Source organism: Pseudomonas sp. D1HM, from assembly GCF_019266105.1.
Taxonomy (GTDB): Bacteria; Pseudomonadota; Gammaproteobacteria; order Pseudomonadales; family Pseudomonadaceae; genus Aquipseudomonas; species Aquipseudomonas taetrolens.
Genome location: NZ_LRMN01000018.1, coordinates 121,509 through 137,374 on the forward strand (window position 1 = coordinate 121,509; position 15,866 = coordinate 137,374).

The window sequence follows — 15,866 nt, forward strand, 5'->3', positions numbered from 1 at the left end:
CCGGCATTCTGCATTTCTGCGTGTGCATCCCATAAGGAAGCCACGCGCTAGACGGGTTGGCCTTATTCAGGTCGACAGCATTTCCCACATCCGCACGGGAAATTCCCCTCTAAATTCCGATTCAGTAGTGTGGTATTTCCGTAATGAAAGTATTGAAAGGCCAGGACATCCTGGCGCTTGGGTTTATGACCTTTGCCCTGTTCGTTGGGGCTGGCAACATCATTTTCCCGCCAATCGTTGGCCTGCAGTCCGGACCTCATGTCTGGATGGCCGCATTGGGTTTTCTGGTCACCGCTGTTGGTCTGCCGGTCATCACCGTTATTGCGCTGGCCAAGGTCGGCGGCGGCATGGACGCACTGAGCAGCCCGATCGGCAAATTGGCGGGTGGCATTCTGGCCGCCGTGTGCTACCTGGCTGTCGGCCCGTTGTTCGCCACCCCGCGTACCGCTACCGTTTCGTTTGAAGTCGGTTTGGCCCCGCTGACTGGCGAAAGCCCGCTGGCGCTGTTTTTGTACAGCTCCGTGTATTTTTTGATCGTGTTCTTCGTATCGCTGTACCCGGGCCGCTTGCTGGATACAGTCGGTCGCTTCCTGGCACCGTTGAAAATCATCGCCCTGGCGATTCTGGGTATTGCCGCGCTCGCCTTGCCTGCCGGTGATATCGGTGTTGCGACCCCGGAATATGCAGCTGCACCGTTCTCACAGGGCTTTATCAATGGTTACCTGACCATGGATACCCTGGGCGCGCTGGTGTTCGGGATTGTGATTGTTAACGCCATTCGCTCCCGTGGCGTCGAATCGCCGAAACTGATCACGCGCTACGCGATCATTGCCGGTCTGATCGCCGGCGTGGGTCTGGCGCTGGTTTACCTCAGTCTGTTCCGTCTGGGTTCGGGCAGCCATGAAGTCGCCGCCGGTGCTACCAATGGCGCTGCGGTATTGCACGCGTATGTTCAGCACACCTTCGGTTCGCTGGGCAGCGGCTTCCTGGCCGTGTTGATTGCCCTGGCTTGCCTGGTGACCGCGGTAGGTCTGACCTGCGCTTGTGCGGAGTACTTCAGCAAGGTGTTGCCACTGTCCTACAAGACTCTGGTGGTGATTCTGGCAGTGTTCTCGCTGGTGGTGTCGAACCTCGGCTTGACCAAGTTGATTGCGTTCTCCATTCCGCTGCTGACGGCAATCTATCCGCCCTGCATCGTGCTGGTGGCCTTGAGCTTCTGCAAAGGTCTGTGGCATGCACAGGCCCGGATTGTCGGCCCGGTGATGCTGGTGTCGTTCATCTTCGGTTCGATCGATGCGCTGAAAGGCGCGGGCTTTGGCGATTCGATTCCTGCCGTGCTGGCGAACATGCCGTTCAGTGAGCAAGGTCTGGCATGGCTGGTGCCTTCGCTCATCACCTTGCTCGGTGCGGTGGCCTGCGACCGTTTGCTGGGCAAACGCCAGGAAGCACTGGCGTAATGATTCGGCGCGCCAAAAGCGCGCCTTGAGTCACTCGAAAAGCCCTGTATCAATTAGATACAGGGCTTTTTTTATGGGCGTGTCTTTTTGCCCGTTAAAGCGTCGAAGATGGGTTCGTACCTTTCAGGCTTCGGGAAAACCCATGTCATTCATCCACGCTAACTTGATCCACCTTCTGGCGGCCCTGTGGTTCGTCATATGCTGGGGCGGCTATACCCGCTATGCGACCTGGAAAGGCCGCGATACCGCTTGCCTGGCCAGTGTGCTGCACCTGTATCGCAAAGACTGGATGCGCCGGATGCTGCTGCGCGACAACCGCATTGCCGATGCCAGTGTGATCGGCAACCTGGAGCGCAATGCATCGTTCTTTGCCTCAAGTACCCTGATTATCCTGGCAGGGATATTGACCGTGCTCGGTGCTTCCGAGCGCGCAGTGTCGTTGCTGGCGGACATTCCCATGGTGCAGCAAGCATCGCAGGGCATGTCGGAAATCAAGTTGTTGTGCCTCGCGATGGTCTTTGTCTACGCGTTTTTCACGTTTAGTTGGTGTATGCGCCAATACAACTTTGCGGCGATTCTGATCGGTTCTGCCCCGATGATTGGTGAGCGTGATGTGACGGAGCAGGAACGCAAGGCATTTGCATTAAGGGCGGCCAAAGTCATTTCAATGGCGGCCAACCAGTTCAACTTCGGGCTGCGCTCTTATTACTTCGGCATGACCATGCTTGCCTGGTTTGTGAGCCCCTGGTTATTCATGTTGATGAGTGCCGGGGTCGTCGTCGTGTTGTACCGCCGCGAGTTTCATTCCGATGTATTGAAGGTGATGGTCTTTACCCCGACAGATGTGCCATTGCCTGATCCGTCCCGGGAAGCACCTTAATCAAAAAGTTCACCTGTTGCGGGTGAACCGTTAAACCCCGGACACAATAAAGCCCGCGCAAGGCGGGCTTTATTTTGCGACTCAAAAAGCCTGTTACTTGCTTTCTGGAGTGGCCGCAGGTGCAGCAGGGGTAGCCGGTGCTGCTTCTTCAACCGCTGCTTCGTTCGATTCTGCCTGGGCTTTAGCCGCTTCAGCGTTCTCTTTGGCAGCGTCGTTTACTTTGTCTTGTGCTTCAGACATCTTTTCTTGAGCTTGCTCAGCGTGTTGAGCAGCGTCCTGGGCTTTATCTTCGGATTTTTTGTCGCAAGCAGCGAGACCGAGGGAAGCAGCCAACATCAAGGCAACAGCGAAAGTATTACGCATGGGGTGTATCTCCTTATTGATATATCTACTGGCCGTTTGAGCACAGGCTGGCAGTTTAAGTTCCATAGGCGTGCAGATATATAAACGGCGCCTCATCGGCGAATCAGCACCGAACACAAAATTCACGTCACGACCCCGGACAGACGCTTCGCTTAATAACGGAAACGCTCAGTGCTGAGGGCGTACTCAGCATAGTTTAATTTTTCTGCAAACGGCAGTGTGATCTTGCGCGAAGGCCCGGGTTAAAGAGAAAGCTGTGACGTAGATCCGCTGGGCCTTGAAATTTGAAGCGCGGGCCCCAACTTTGATGACATCCCGCCGCTAACCCTCTAGGGCGTGGCTCATGCCATCTGATCGGAGTTTGATAACAATGAGCGTGGAAACTCAAAAGGAAACCCTGGGCTTCCAGACCGAGGTCAAGCAACTGCTGCACCTCATGATCCATTCGCTGTACTCCAACAAGGAAATCTTCCTTCGCGAATTGATCTCTAACGCCTCTGACGCTGTCGACAAATTACGTTTTGAAGCGCTATCAAGGCCAGAATTGCTTGAAGGCGGCAGCGAGCTGAAAATTCGTGTGAGCTTTGACAAGGCCGCCAATACCGTCACGCTTGAAGACAACGGTATCGGCATGAACCGCGATGACGTCGTCACCCACCTGGGGACAATTGCCAAGTCCGGTACGGCCGATTTCATGAAAAACCTGTCGGGCGACCAGAAAAAGGATTCGCACCTGATCGGTCAATTCGGGGTGGGCTTCTATTCCGCCTTTATCGTGGCCGACAAGGTTGACGTGTTCAGCCGCCGTGCGGGCACCCCTGCAAGTGAAGGCGTGCATTGGTCTTCCAAGGGTGAGGGCGAGTTTGAAGTCGCCACCGTCGAGAAAGCCGAGCGCGGTACCAAAATTGTTCTGCACCTGAAGTCGGGCGACGAAGAGTTCGCTGACGGCTGGCGCCTGCGCAACATCATCAAAAAGTACTCCGACCACATTGCCTTGCCGATCGAGCTGCCTAAAGAGCAGACCGTGGCCGAAGGCGAAGAGGCGCCCGCGCTGGAATGGGAAACCGTCAACCGCGCCAGTGCCCTGTGGACCCGTCCGCGCACTGAAGTGAAGGACGAGGAATACCAGGAGTTCTACAAGCACATCGCCCACGACTTCGAGAACCCGCTGGCCTGGAGCCACAACAAGGTTGAAGGCAAGCTGGAATACAGCTCGCTGCTCTACGTACCGGCCCGTGCGCCGTTCGACCTGTACCAGCGTGAAGCACCCAAAGGTTTGAAGCTGTACGTGCAGCGTGTTTTCGTCATGGATCAGGCCGAATCGTTCCTGCCGTTGTACCTGCGCTTCATCAAGGGTGTGATCGACTCCAACGACCTGTCGTTGAACGTGTCGCGTGAAATCCTGCAAAAAGACCCGATCATCGACTCGATGAAGTCGGCGCTGACCAAGCGTGTCCTCGACATGCTGGAGAAACTGGCGAAGAACGAGCCTGAGAAATACCAGGGCTTCTGGAAGAACTTTGGCCAGGTCATGAAAGAAGGCCCGGCTGAAGACTTCGCCAACAAGGAAAAAATTGCCGGCCTGCTGCGTTTTGCGTCCACTCACGAAGACGGTGGCGAGCAAGTGGTTTCCCTGGCTCAGTACCTTGAGCGTGCGAAAGAAGGCCAGGACAAGATTTACTACCTGACCGGCGAAACCTACGCCCAGGTGAAAAACAGCCCGCATCTCGAAGTCTTCCGCAAGAAAGGCATTGAAGTGCTGCTGCTCACCGATCGCATCGACGAGTGGCTCATGAGCTACCTCAGCGATTTCGACGGCAAGACATTTGTCGACGTGGCACGCGGTGACCTCGACCTGGGCAACCTGGACTCCGAAGAGGACAAAAAAGCCGCAGAAGAAGTCGCCAAGGCTAAAGAAGGTCTGGTTGAGCGTATCAAAACGGCACTGGGCGAAAGCGTCAGCGAAGTGCGGGTATCGCACCGTTTGACCGACTCGCCAGCCATTCTGGCGATTGGTGAGCAGGACCTGGGCATGCAAATGCGTCAGATTCTTGAGGCCAGCGGCCAGAAAGTACCGGATTCGAAGCCGATCTTTGAATTCAATCCGGCCCACCCGCTGATTGAAAAACTCGATGCGGAGCAGAGCGAAGAGCGTTTTGGCGATCTGTCGCACATCCTCTTCGATCAGGCTGCCCTTGCAGCCGGTGACAGCTTGAAGGACCCGGCGGCGTATGTCCGTCGTCTGAATAAGCTGTTGGTTGAGTTGTCGGTGTAACAACGCTATAAAAAACCCGCTTCGGCGGGTTTTTTTTGTTCTGAACTCAGGAGTTTTTCATGAAATCCATTACGGTCACGTCTGTGGCGTATCAAATCGATGGCCAACCCTACGAAGGCCGCTTGGCGTTTGACCCGAGCCGCGAAGATCCGTTGCCGGGTCTGTTGATGGCTCCCAACTGGATGGGCATCAGCGACGGCGCTGAAGAGATCGCCAAATCCGTGGCAGAACAAGGCTACGTGGTGCTTATTGCCGACTTGTATGGCCAGGCTACCCGCCCAGCCAATGCGGACGAGGCGGGCGCTGCGATGATGCCGCTCAAGAATGACCGCGCCTTGTTGCGCAAGCGCATGTGGGCGGCCTATGACATGCTGAAAAATCAGGGGCTGGCCCAGGTCGACAGCAACAAGCTGGCGACCTTTGGTTTCTGCTTTGGCGGATGCTGTTCGCTGGAGCTGGTGCGCAGCGGCGCGCCGCTGAAAGCGACCATCTCGTTCCACGGCACACTCGATACCCCCAACCCGGTCGATGCGCAGAGCATCAAAGGGGCGGTGCTGGTGTTGCACGGGGCGTCTGATCCCTTGGTGCCAAGCGAGCAGCTACCGGCGTTTGAAGCCGAGATGAATGCTGCTGGCGTGGATTGGCAACTGACCAGCTATGGCGGCGCGGTGCATTCGTTCACCGATCCCCACGCCAACGTCCCCGGCAAGATGATGTATGACGCTAAAACCGCCAGCCGGGCGTTTACGGCCATGCATAATCTGCTGGATGAAGTGTTCAGGGACTGATCTTGCCAGTGCAGCAGGTCCGAAGCAGCGCTCACAGCGAACGCTGCATGACCTCGCTCACCGTCAAGTCCCGCATCAGCAATCCGTAGTTCAAGTTCACTTGGTCGGGGATGGGCAGGTACACCGTATGACCATCTCCCGGCGCGACCTGGATCGGTAGCCCGACGCTGTTGTGCAAGCGGTCAAGGTCGAAGTGATAGTTTCCTTGCGGTGTCATCAGCTCTAGATGGTCATCCAGGGCAAAGCGGTTTTTGACTTTGACTTCTGCCAGGCCGTTACGCCGCTCGCCCGTCAGTTCACCGACAAATTGCTGGCGCTGCGACAGAGAGCTGCCATGCAGGTAGTTCTGATATTCATCATGGACATGGCGCCGCAAAAAGCCTTCGGTGTAGCCGCGCTGGGCCAGAGATTCCAGATCGGTCATCAGGCTGCGATCGAACGCGTGACCTGCGAGGGCATCGTCAATCGCTTTGCGATACACCTGGGTCGTGCGTGCGCAGTAGAAGTGCGATTTGGTCCGTCCTTCGATTTTCAGTGAGTGAACGCCCATTTCGATCAGGCGTGCAACGTGCTGCACGGCACGCAGATCCTTGGAGTTCATGATGTAAGTGCCGTGTTCGTCTTCGAACGCGGGCATGGGCTCATCCGGGCGCCCGGACTCATGCAGCACAAATACCTCATGGCTGGGTGTGCCCGCACCGAGTGTGGGTTCAACCACATTGACGATATTGCCCAGTTCGTTTTCCGTGCCCGGTCTGGCCTGGTACTTCCAGCGGCAGGCGTTGGTGCAGCTGCCCTGATTGGCGTCGCGCTTGTTCATGTAGCCGGACAGCAGGCAGCGACCGGAGTACGCCATGCACAACGCACCATGCACGAAAACCTCCAACTCCATGCCAGGCACTTGCTGGCGAATCTCTTCGATCTCTTCCAGCGACAGCTCGCGTGACAGGATGATCCGGCTCAGGCCTTGCTGGCGCCAAAACTCGACGCTGGCCCAGTTCACCGTATTGGCCTGAACCGACAAATGGATCGGCATGTCCGGGAAGTGACTGCGCACCAGCATGATCAGGCCCGGGTCGGACATGATCAGCGCATCGGGCGCCATGGCAATGATGGGCTCTAGATCCTTGAGGAAGGTGCGCAGCTTGGCGTTGTGCGGGGCAATGTTGACCACTACGTAAAAGCGTTTGCCCTGTGCCTGCGCCTCGGCGATGCCAATGGCCAGGTTGTCGTGGTCGAATTCGTTATTGCGCACCCGCAGGCTGTAGCGGGGTTGGCCGGCATAGACGGCGTCCGCCCCATAGGCGAAGGCATAGCGCATGTTTTTCAAGGTGCCGGCAGGGGCGAGGAGTTCGGGCGGGGCAAGGCGCATAGTCAGATCGTTCGTAAAAAGGCGCGATCCTAGACGAGCCCGCCCCCGGAGCCATTGATCTGGATCTACTAATCGCGAGCTTGTGACAGGGGGCGATAACGCAGGCTGAAACTCATGCGTGCGGATTGCCCCTCATGCAGTAGCTGCAAGCCCGGGCGGCCGGGCAGGTGGTGCGCGTTGACCGGATGGCTGACCGGCTCGAAACAGAAAAAATCCTCTTTCGGCGGACAATACACCAGGTAGTACGGGCTGCCCGTGGCTCTACATTCCAGGGTATAGCCCAGATCTGGCTGACTGATCAGCGCACAGCCATCCCATTCGCCAAAGCAGTTGTCCAGACGTGCCTCAGGCAAGTTGCCGGCGTGGTTGAAGTCCCATTGAGCCGGAATGGGCACCTGCTGTGTGGGCAGCCCGGCGTCATCGCACAGCCAGACGTATTCGGCCTGTGCCTGTAACCGGGTATGCGCGGTGCGCGGCAGGTAAGGGTGCAGGCCCAGGCCATGCCAGGCGGCCTGGGCGTCCTGATGGGTGACCTCAAGCTCGATGCTCAGTTGGCCATCGCTCAAGCTATAGCGCAGTTGCGCACGGTAGGCGAAGGGCAGATGGCTCTCCAGTTGCAGGCAGGCATGCCGGTCGCTGTGCGCCATCACGTGCCAGGCTTGTTGCCAGGCACTGCCGTGGATGGGCAGCGGCCCGGGCGGGTTGTTGGGCGGCAAGGCGAACCAGTGCTGCGGCCCGTCAAAACCGCCACCCCCGATGCGGTTTGACCACGGTACCAACGGGAAGCAGGCCAACTGGTTGGCCTGGCCCTTGTCCAGGGCGCCGGCTTTGCTGGGGCGCAATAACGGGTAGCCGCTGGCAATGACGCGCCAGTCCAGGATGCTGCCACCGATCTGCGGGGCCAGGGTCAGACGGGTCAGTCCGTCTTCGAGGGTCAACAGGCTTGGGTTCATGGGCCTCTACCGGTAAGGGGGAACAGATCAGTCAGCGGCACGCCGCCAGGTCAGTAACACGATCCCTGTCACCACGATCAGGCCGCCGATGATCTGCCCGCTGCTGAGCACCTGGTCCAGAATCAACCAGCCAAACATCAGGCTTGCCACCGGTTCAACGTTCATGACGGGGGCGTTGCGGGCCATGTTCAGGCGCGTCAGGCAAATGAACAGCAGGCAGAACCCCAGCCCATAGAGCGCCACCAGGCAGCCCAGGGCGATCCAGCCAGTTGACGAGCCGGGCAGCGACACACCGCCCGGCATGACACCGCTGGTGCCGGCCAGCGCGGCGGCGCCAAACACAATGATCATGGTCAGCATGCTGCGTACGCTGCCTCGCACACTCGACAACTTGTGATCAGTGATCCACAGCGCGCAGGCAAAGACCGAGGCCGCGGCGAAGCCGAAGGCGATACCTTCCCCCCATTGGGCTTCAGTGCTGCCTTGACTGGACAGGCGCTCAGGTACGTCGAGGGCAAAGACCAGGCCGCACATGATCAGGCCCATGAGCAAGGCGGCACGCCGACTCGGGGCGGCACCGCCCAGCGCCCAGGTCAACAGCACCAGAAGGATGGGGGCCACGTTGGCAATCAGCAAGGCCAGTGCCACTGGAATCCGTGCCACGGCGGAATAAATGAAAAAGCTCTGAGCCGCGATGAGCAGCCCGAGGAGCAATTGCCAGCGCCATTGGCTGGGTGTTAGCCGCGGGCGTTCACGTTGCCACAGCACCAGGCTGGTAAGCACCAGCAACGTCACTCCGGCGCGGCACAGAATCGCCAGCAGCAAGCCGGTGTCATGGTCGAAGGCAATTCGGGCGGCGATATGGTTACCGGCGAAGGCGCAAGCCAGCAGCACGAGAATCAATACCGCGATGTGGCGGGGGAACAAGGCAGGAGCAGACATAAGTAACCAGCCTCCTTGGCTGGACAGAATCGGTCACCTTGCGGCCGCTGCCGAAGGTGCGATGGGGGACACGTGTCTCTCATCGCAACCTTCGGCAGCGGCTACAGGGTTGGAGTGCTTCTTACAGCACGATGCTTGGCAGCCACAGCGAGATGGCCGGAACGTAGGTCACCAGCATTAGCACCATCAACAGCGCGGCATAGAACGGCAGCAAGGCTTTGACGGTGTTTTCGATCGTGACTTTACCCACTGCCGCGCCGACGAACAGGACGGCGCCTACCGGCGGTGTGATGAGGCCTATCCCCAGGTTGACCAGCATGATCATCCCGAAATGCACCGGGTCGACGCCGATGCCGATGATCACGGGCAGCAGGATCGGCGTCAGGATCAGGATCAGCGGGGCCATGTCCATCACGGTGCCCAGCAGCAGCAACATGACGTTGATGCACATCAGGATCACATAGCGGTTATCCGACAGTGTCAGGAACGCGGTGGTGATCTTCATCGGGATTTCCATCAGCGTCAGGATGTAGCCGAAGCTGGCGGCGAAACCGATCAGAATCATCACGATGGAAATGGTACGCACCGCCCGGTGCATCAACTTGGGCAGGTCGCGCCATTTGTAGTCACGGTAGATGAACATGGTGACGAAGAATGACCACAGCACCGCGATGGCGGCTGACTCGGTGGCGGTGAAAATGCCCGACAGAATGCCGCCGAGGATGATGACCATGGCCATCATGCCCCAGAGCGCTTCACCGGCGATTTTCAGGGCAGTGCGCAGGGGAATGACTTCGCCCTTGGGATAGTTGCGTTTGCGCGCAAAGATCATGCACAGGCCCATCATCACGGCACTGAGCAGCAACCCGGGCAAGATCCCGGCCATGAACAGCGAAGCGATCGATACTGTACCGCCGGCTGCCAGCGAGTAGAGCACCGAGTTATGGCTTGGCGGGGTCAGCAAGGCTTGAACCGAGCCGCTGACCGTCACCGCCGTGGAGAACTCACGGGGATAACCGGCACGCTCCATTTCCGGGATGAGCACCGAGCCGACCGATGCCGTGTCCGCCACCGACGAGCCGGAGATTGCGCCGAAGAAGGTCGAGGCCACGATGTTCACCAGTGACAGGCCGCCGCGCACGAAGCCCACCAGTACCCCGGCGAACGCCACCAGCCTGCGTGACATGCCACCTTCGGCCATGATTGCACCCGCCAGGACGAAGAAAGGTATCGCCAGCAGGGAGAACTTGTTCACGCCACCGGCGACCTGGATCATCAGGGCATCGAACGGAATATCGATCCACCAGGCCCCGATCAGTGCCGAGAGGCCCAGCGCGTAGGCAACCGGCATGCCGATAAGGATCAGGGCGATAAAGCTGCCCAACAGTACGAAAGCGTCCATTTATACGGCCTCTTCGCTGGCTTCTACGATGTCGAACCGCACAACGCGGCGGTGGCTTTGGTCACCCAGGAAGAGTTTTTCCAGGACGAAGATCAGGGTTACCAGACCGCCGACCGGGATCGGCAGATAAGAAATCCCTACCCGCAAGGACGGCATTTCACCGACAAATTGATTCCAGGTCGTGGCGCAGAGCTTGAAGCCCTTGACCGTCATGAACAGGCAGACGATCACCATCAGAATCTGTACCAGCACCGCAGCCATTTTGCGCACCTGCTCAGGCATGCGTTCCACGGCCATCGACACGGCCATGTGGGCCCCGGCGCGGTAGCTGGCGGCGGCACCAAAAAAGGTGAAGACCACCATCAACAGAATGGCGGTGGGTTCCGGCCAACTGGAACCGCTGCCCAGTACGTAGCGGGCAAAGATGCCCCACGGAATGATCAGGGTCATGGTCAGTACCGACAACCCGGCGATCCCGATACAGACCTTGTAAAGCATGTCATTGAAGCGCAGCACGGTATTTTTCATGGGGCTCACCACTGCGGCGGCAAACGGGCTTGCGCCCGCCACCGCGGCGTAATCGGACTGGCTTATTGAACGGCTTCGATGCGTGAGATCAGGTCTTTGTAGTTCGCACCGTATTTGTCACGAACGGGCTGAGTCGCATCGTAGAAGGCTTTTTTCTGTTCCGCAGTGAGGGTGATGAACTCCACGCCGGCAGCCTTGAGTTTGGTTTCACTCTCGGCCGATTTCTTGTCCCACAGCACGCGTTCTTCCATCTGCGCCTCACGGGCCAGCTTTTGCACCAGCGCCTGTTGCTCAGGGCTGAGCTTGGCCCAGGTGGTTTTGGCGATCACGATCGGTTCCGGGAGGATCAGGTGATCGGTCCAGGTGAAGTATTTGGCGTTCTGGTAATGGTTGTGTTCAAGGAACGTAGGCGGGTTGTTTTCCGCGCCGTCGATCACACCGGTTTGCAAGGCACTGAAGATCTCTCCGGTGGCCATCGCAATACCGTTGCCGCCCATGTCATTGATGGTGTCGATAAATACCGGATTGCCCTGGACGCGGATTTTCATGCCCTTGAGGTCGGCCAGTGTGCGGACCGGCTCTTTGGTGTACAGGTTGCGGGTACCGCCATCCATCCAGGCCAAGGCGACCATGTTGAAATCGGAATGGGTGATTTTATCCAGCATCTCCTGGCCGATTTCGCCGTCGATAATTTTGCGCATGTGGGCCTGATCGCGGAACACGAACGGCAAGTTGAATGCATTGGTTTCCGGTACGACGGGGCCGAGGATGCCAAGGCTGACCCGGGTCATTTGCACTGCGCCGGACTGCACCTGTTCAACCACTTCCTTCTCGGAGCCCAGCACGCCGCCGGCAAACATCTTGAAGCTGATGTCACCGTTACTTTGCGCCTCAAGCTTCTTGCCCATTTCCTGTTCGGCGAGCACGGGCGGGTAGCCGGTGGGGTGAACTTCGGCAAACTTGATTTTGATTTCGGCCTGGGCGACGCCGCTGAGGCAGAAAGCCAGCGGCAGGGCAGCGATGAGCGATGTGCGTTTGAAATTCATGTGAAACTCCAAATTTTGTTGTTTTTATAAAAGTTGTCGGATCAGCATTACCGGGAAAGCAGTCAGTCTTCAGTGTTTGAATGCGGGCTCTGGCAGCCCCTTGATGCCGGGATTGAGGGCAAATACGCCGCCTGCCAGCGGTTGATCGCTGATGTCGCCCGCAGGGCGGATCGAGGTGACAAACAGGGTGTCCAGGTTCGCGCCGCCAAAGGCACACATCGCAGGCTTTTTCACCGGGACGTGCAATGAGCGGTCGAGCTTGCCTTCGGGGGTGAAGCGATGAATCTGGCCAGCGTCATTGCCGCAGATCCAGTAGCAGCCCTCGGCGTCGACTGCGGCGCCGTCGGGGCGGCCGGGATAGTGATTCATGTCCACCAACAGACGACGGTTATGGGGTATGCCGCTGTCGATGTCGTAGTCGAATGCCCAGATTTTCTGCACGTCTGGATGCGAGTCGGAGAGGTACATGAGGGTGCCGTCGGGACTGAAGGCCAGCCCGTTAGGGACAATCAACCCCTCAAGCTGAGGGGTGAGCGGGGCGCTTTGCCCGGTGGCGTAGCGGTACAGGGCGCCTGCCGGTGCGCCTGCGGCCATGTCCATCACCATGGTCCCGGCCCAGAAACGGCCCTGTCGATCACAACGACCATCGTTGAAACGCATGTTCGGTTGGGCGTGGGTGACCGGGCTCAACAGGTTGGCATCGAGGCGGCCATCACTGTGCAATTGCAGGTTGAACAGGCCGCTTTCCATGCCGGCGATCCAGCTGCCATCACCGCTTTGAGCAATGCACGCGAGCATTTGCGGGCCTTGCCAGCTTTGATGGCGGCCATCGGCGAGGGTCCAGCGGTGCAGGCGCCCGGCAGGAATGTCCACCCAGTACAACGCCTGTTGCGCAGCGTCCCAGACCGGGCTTTCGCCGGTCGCATTGCGTGCATCGATAATCAGTTCAGCAGTCATGGCAGCTCGATCTCTGTCGGTTTTATTATTCGGGAGCTGAGCGCGGTTTATTCGTCCCCGAACGGCCCGGCTGCGACGAAGGCACCGCCTTGATACACCCTGCTTGGGTCATTGGCGGCCGGCATCGGCTGGGCTTCAACCTTGTCGCGGAACACTTCAGAGCTGTCCTTGGGTTCAAACCCCAGGTGCGCAGCAAAGCGGTTGTCCCACCACACGTTGGCATTGTTCGAGGCGCCATAGACCACGGTGTGGCCGACATCCGGCGCGTACAGCGCACGTTCAAGCAACTGGGTGAGGTCATCAAAGCTCAGCCAGGTGCTCATCATTCGGCGGTTTTGCGGCTCGGGGAAGGACGAGCCGATGCGGATGCTCACGGTTTCGATGCCATAGCGGTCGAAGTAGAACGTGGCCATGTCTTCGCCGTAGGACTTGGACAGGCCGTAGTAGCTGTCGGGACGACGCTGCACATGGGCGTCGAGGGTTTCGTCCTGCTTATAAAAGCCGATCACATGGTTGGAGCTGGCGAAGATCACACGTTTGACGCCGTGACGGCGTGCCGCTTCATAAATGTGGAAGATGCCGCTGATATTCGGACCGAGGATTTCTTCGAACGGGCGCTCTACCGAAACCCCGCCAAAGTGCAGAATCGCATCGACACCCTCGACCAGCCGGTGAACCGCCTGTTTGTCGGCGAGGTCGCAGATCTGGACTTCTTCACGGGCATCGGCAGCAGGGGCCATGGGGGCGATATCTGAGAGACGCAGAACCTTGGCATAAGGCTTCAGGCTGTCGCGGAGCACCTTCCCCAAGCCACCGGCAGCACCGGTGAGAAGAAGGCGATTGAAGGGGGTTTGGACAGTACGAGTGGTTGTCATCAAAAATCCCTGCATTTCTTATTAATGTCATCTGTTGTCGTATGACTTGGGTCGGATTATTCACAGTCAATGCAGTGGTTGTCAATGCGCAGTGAGGCGAAAAATGCGCGGGATGAAATCAATTTGCCATCTGTCCGGGACAGAGCTCGTCATTAGCAGCGGGGTGGGGAGTGAGGAGAGGTCGCGCCGGGCTGAAAAGCCGACGTAAGGATCGACACAAGGCTTGGATAGGGGGCAACGGCCGGGGATGTCCGTTAACCATTGACCGGTAGAAAGCGGCCGCGTCCCTGCGGCAGCTGCGGTGGAGAGGGGGGTTACAGCAGGGACAGCGGATAGCTGATGAAAATACGGTTTTCATCGAATTCGTTGCTGCTGTAGTCACGACGGATGGTCGAGTTGCGCCAGCGCACGTTGAGGCTCTTGAAGGTGCCGCTTTGCACGGTGTAGGCCAGTTCCGACTCGCGTCCCCATTCCTTGCCATCGGTGATCGTGCCGGTGTGCACGTTATCACCGCTGATATAGCGGTTCATCATGACCAGGCCCGGAACCCCGAGCACGGCGAAGTCCAGGTCGTGGCGCAGTTGCCAGGACTTTTCTTTGGCATTGTCATAGCTGGAGTTGTAGCTGTCGTTGGCCAATGTGCCGCCGCTGGTGCCGTTGACGCGGAACCAGCCATCATCGCCACCCACTTTTTGCAGGCCGACGTACAGCGTGTTGCCTTTGTAGCGGGCGGAGAGCAGGGCGTAAGCGGTTTTGTTGTCCAGGTCGCCGGCCAGTTTGCTGCCGTCTTCCTTGCCCTGGAAATAGCCCAGGTTTGCGCCCAGGGTCACGTCGCCAAACGGCTGGCTGTGCAAGACATTGAGGAATTGCTGCTGGTAGATATCTTCCAGCTCGGCGTACCACAGGCCGACCTGAGTGCGCTTCTCGTTGAAGCTGTACTCACCACCGCCAAAGTTGAAACGGTCGGAGGTGAAGGCACCTTTACCGTTGAGCGACATGTCTTCCATGCTCGCATCGTTTCGCGGGCTGTTGCCGCGGAACTGGCCGCCGTACAGGGTCAGGCCGTCGAACTCCTTGGAGGTGATCTGGCCACCGCGGAAGGTTTGCGGCAGTGAGCGACCATCATCGGAGCGCAGGATCGGCAGCACCGGCATCCATTCGCCGATTTTCAGTTCCGTGTTGGAGATTCTTGCCTTGCCGGCGACAGCCAGGCGCCCGAAGTCATCGGCCGGGCGGCCGTCGTCATGGATCGGCAGCAATTGGGTTCCACCGGTTCCTTTACCGCCATCCAGTTTCAGCGAGTACAGGCCCAGTACATCCACGCCAAAGCCGACGGTGCCCTGGGTAAAGCCGGACTTGACGTCGAGGATGAAGCTTTGGGTCCACTCTTCGGCTTTGCCCTGAGGGTAGGCCGGGTTGGTGAAGTTGCGGTTGATGTAGGCATTGCGCAGATTCAACGTGGCTTTGGTGTCATCGATAAAGCCTTCAGCCATGCCTGTGAGCGGCAAGGCCAGCGCCATGCTCCCCAGCCCCATCAGAATCAACGGTCGAGTATTTTTGTGTTTCATTATTGTTTTGCTCCCTTTTTGACGGATATGTCCTCCTCGGCCTGTATTGCGACCCGTTATGCGGAGGCTATATGGAGTGCCCATGTGGGCGATGACTCAAGCCGCGAATGCGAGTGAGTCTTTTGCGTGTGGACTAACCCCCAGCAAAATCGGGAGAGATCGTACAGGTTGAGGGGCGGACTCGAAAGAAAGATTCACTGCCTGGCGCTTGAGGGCGGCGGGCACGCGGGGTCGATGCGGCAGGATGGAGTACGCAGAGGAGCGTTGGCATACGGAAGTTCCTTGCTCATTATTGTTGTTTTTGTTATCCGTTGTCGTACAACTTTGGCCGATTATTTACAGCTGCAAGCGCTTTGTCAATCCAGTGTCTGCTAATCAATTCCGGGGCCCCGGGCTAAAGCCTCGGTCGGTATTAACCGGGGCTGATGTCGTCTGCAGTCTGTGATCGTACAACCGCCTT

Annotated in this window: 14 protein-coding genes; 4 read left to right on the forward strand and 10 right to left on the reverse strand. The window is 58.3% G+C overall.

Annotated elements, in window-relative coordinates:
• Positions 1-143 precede the first annotated feature (143 nt).
• Together brnQ and AWM69_RS18165 are read left to right on the forward strand one after the other, a co-directional pair.
• Positions 144-1,457, forward strand: a complete 1,314-nt coding sequence (gene brnQ, locus AWM69_RS18160; RefSeq protein ID WP_131653168.1) for a branched-chain amino acid transport system II carrier protein — start codon at positions 144-146, stop codon at positions 1,455-1,457.
• Positions 1,458-1,599: 142 nt separating this feature from the next.
• The gene (locus AWM69_RS18165) at positions 1,600-2,337 is read left to right on the forward strand and encodes a DUF599 domain-containing protein (protein ID WP_131653166.1); all 738 of its coding nucleotides are present in this window, start codon (positions 1,600-1,602) and stop codon (positions 2,335-2,337) included.
• A 93-nt stretch (positions 2,338-2,430) separates the two neighbouring features.
• Here AWM69_RS18165 and AWM69_RS18170 read toward each other — a convergent pair whose 3' ends face one another.
• On the reverse strand, positions 2,431-2,700 hold the full coding sequence (locus AWM69_RS18170; RefSeq protein ID WP_131653165.1) for a hypothetical protein: 270 nt from the start codon (positions 2,698-2,700) through the stop codon (positions 2,431-2,433).
• A 370-nt stretch (positions 2,701-3,070) separates the two neighbouring features.
• Here AWM69_RS18170 and htpG point away from each other — a divergent pair, with 370 nt between their 5' ends.
• Positions 3,071-4,975 (forward strand): molecular chaperone HtpG, encoded by a 1,905-nt coding sequence (gene htpG, locus AWM69_RS18175; RefSeq protein WP_131653164.1) that lies wholly within the window; start codon positions 3,071-3,073, stop codon positions 4,973-4,975.
• 59 nt (positions 4,976-5,034) lie between these two features.
• Entirely contained in the window at positions 5,035-5,763 is a 729-nt protein-coding gene (locus AWM69_RS18180; RefSeq protein ID WP_131653162.1) for a dienelactone hydrolase family protein, read from the forward strand.
• Between the two features lie 31 nt (positions 5,764-5,794).
• On the opposite strand, the gene yegQ is transcribed toward AWM69_RS18180, so the two are convergent.
• The 9 genes from yegQ to AWM69_RS18225 all read right to left on the reverse strand — a co-directional run bounded on the left by yegQ (position 5,795) and on the right by AWM69_RS18225 (position 15,406).
• Complete coding sequence (gene yegQ / locus AWM69_RS18185) at positions 5,795-7,135, reverse strand: tRNA 5-hydroxyuridine modification protein YegQ (protein WP_131653161.1); 1,341 nt, start codon at positions 7,133-7,135, stop codon at positions 5,795-5,797.
• Positions 7,136-7,203: 68 nt separating this feature from the next.
• Positions 7,204-8,088 carry an aldose 1-epimerase gene (locus AWM69_RS18190; RefSeq protein WP_218727833.1) on the reverse strand — a complete coding sequence of 295 codons (885 nt, stop codon included), beginning with the start codon at positions 8,086-8,088 and terminating at the stop codon, positions 7,204-7,206.
• A gap of 27 nt (positions 8,089-8,115) precedes the next feature.
• Positions 8,116-9,030 (reverse strand): DMT family transporter, encoded by a 915-nt coding sequence (locus AWM69_RS18195; protein ID WP_218727834.1) that lies wholly within the window; start codon positions 9,028-9,030, stop codon positions 8,116-8,118.
• A 121-nt stretch (positions 9,031-9,151) separates the two neighbouring features.
• Entirely contained in the window at positions 9,152-10,432 is a 1,281-nt protein-coding gene (locus AWM69_RS18200; protein WP_131653158.1) for a TRAP transporter large permease, read from the reverse strand.
• Positions 10,433-10,960: a TRAP transporter small permease gene (locus tag AWM69_RS18205; protein ID WP_131653156.1), complete on the reverse strand. Its 528-nt coding sequence runs from the start codon at positions 10,958-10,960 to the stop codon at positions 10,433-10,435.
• Positions 10,961-11,022: 62 nt separating this feature from the next.
• Positions 11,023-12,006 (reverse strand): TRAP transporter substrate-binding protein, encoded by a 984-nt coding sequence (locus AWM69_RS18210; protein WP_218727836.1) that lies wholly within the window; start codon positions 12,004-12,006, stop codon positions 11,023-11,025.
• 69 nt (positions 12,007-12,075) lie between these two features.
• A complete protein-coding gene (locus AWM69_RS18215) occupies positions 12,076-12,963 on the reverse strand; it encodes an SMP-30/gluconolactonase/LRE family protein (RefSeq protein WP_131653154.1) in 888 nt (295 codons plus the stop codon).
• Positions 12,964-13,010: 47 nt separating this feature from the next.
• The gene (locus AWM69_RS18220; RefSeq protein ID WP_218727838.1) at positions 13,011-13,838 is read right to left on the reverse strand and encodes an NAD(P)-dependent oxidoreductase; all 828 of its coding nucleotides are present in this window, start codon (positions 13,836-13,838) and stop codon (positions 13,011-13,013) included.
• 314 nt (positions 13,839-14,152) lie between these two features.
• Positions 14,153-15,406: an OprD family porin gene (locus AWM69_RS18225; protein ID WP_131653152.1), complete on the reverse strand. Its 1,254-nt coding sequence runs from the start codon at positions 15,404-15,406 to the stop codon at positions 14,153-14,155.
• Positions 15,407-15,866 lie beyond the last annotated feature (460 nt).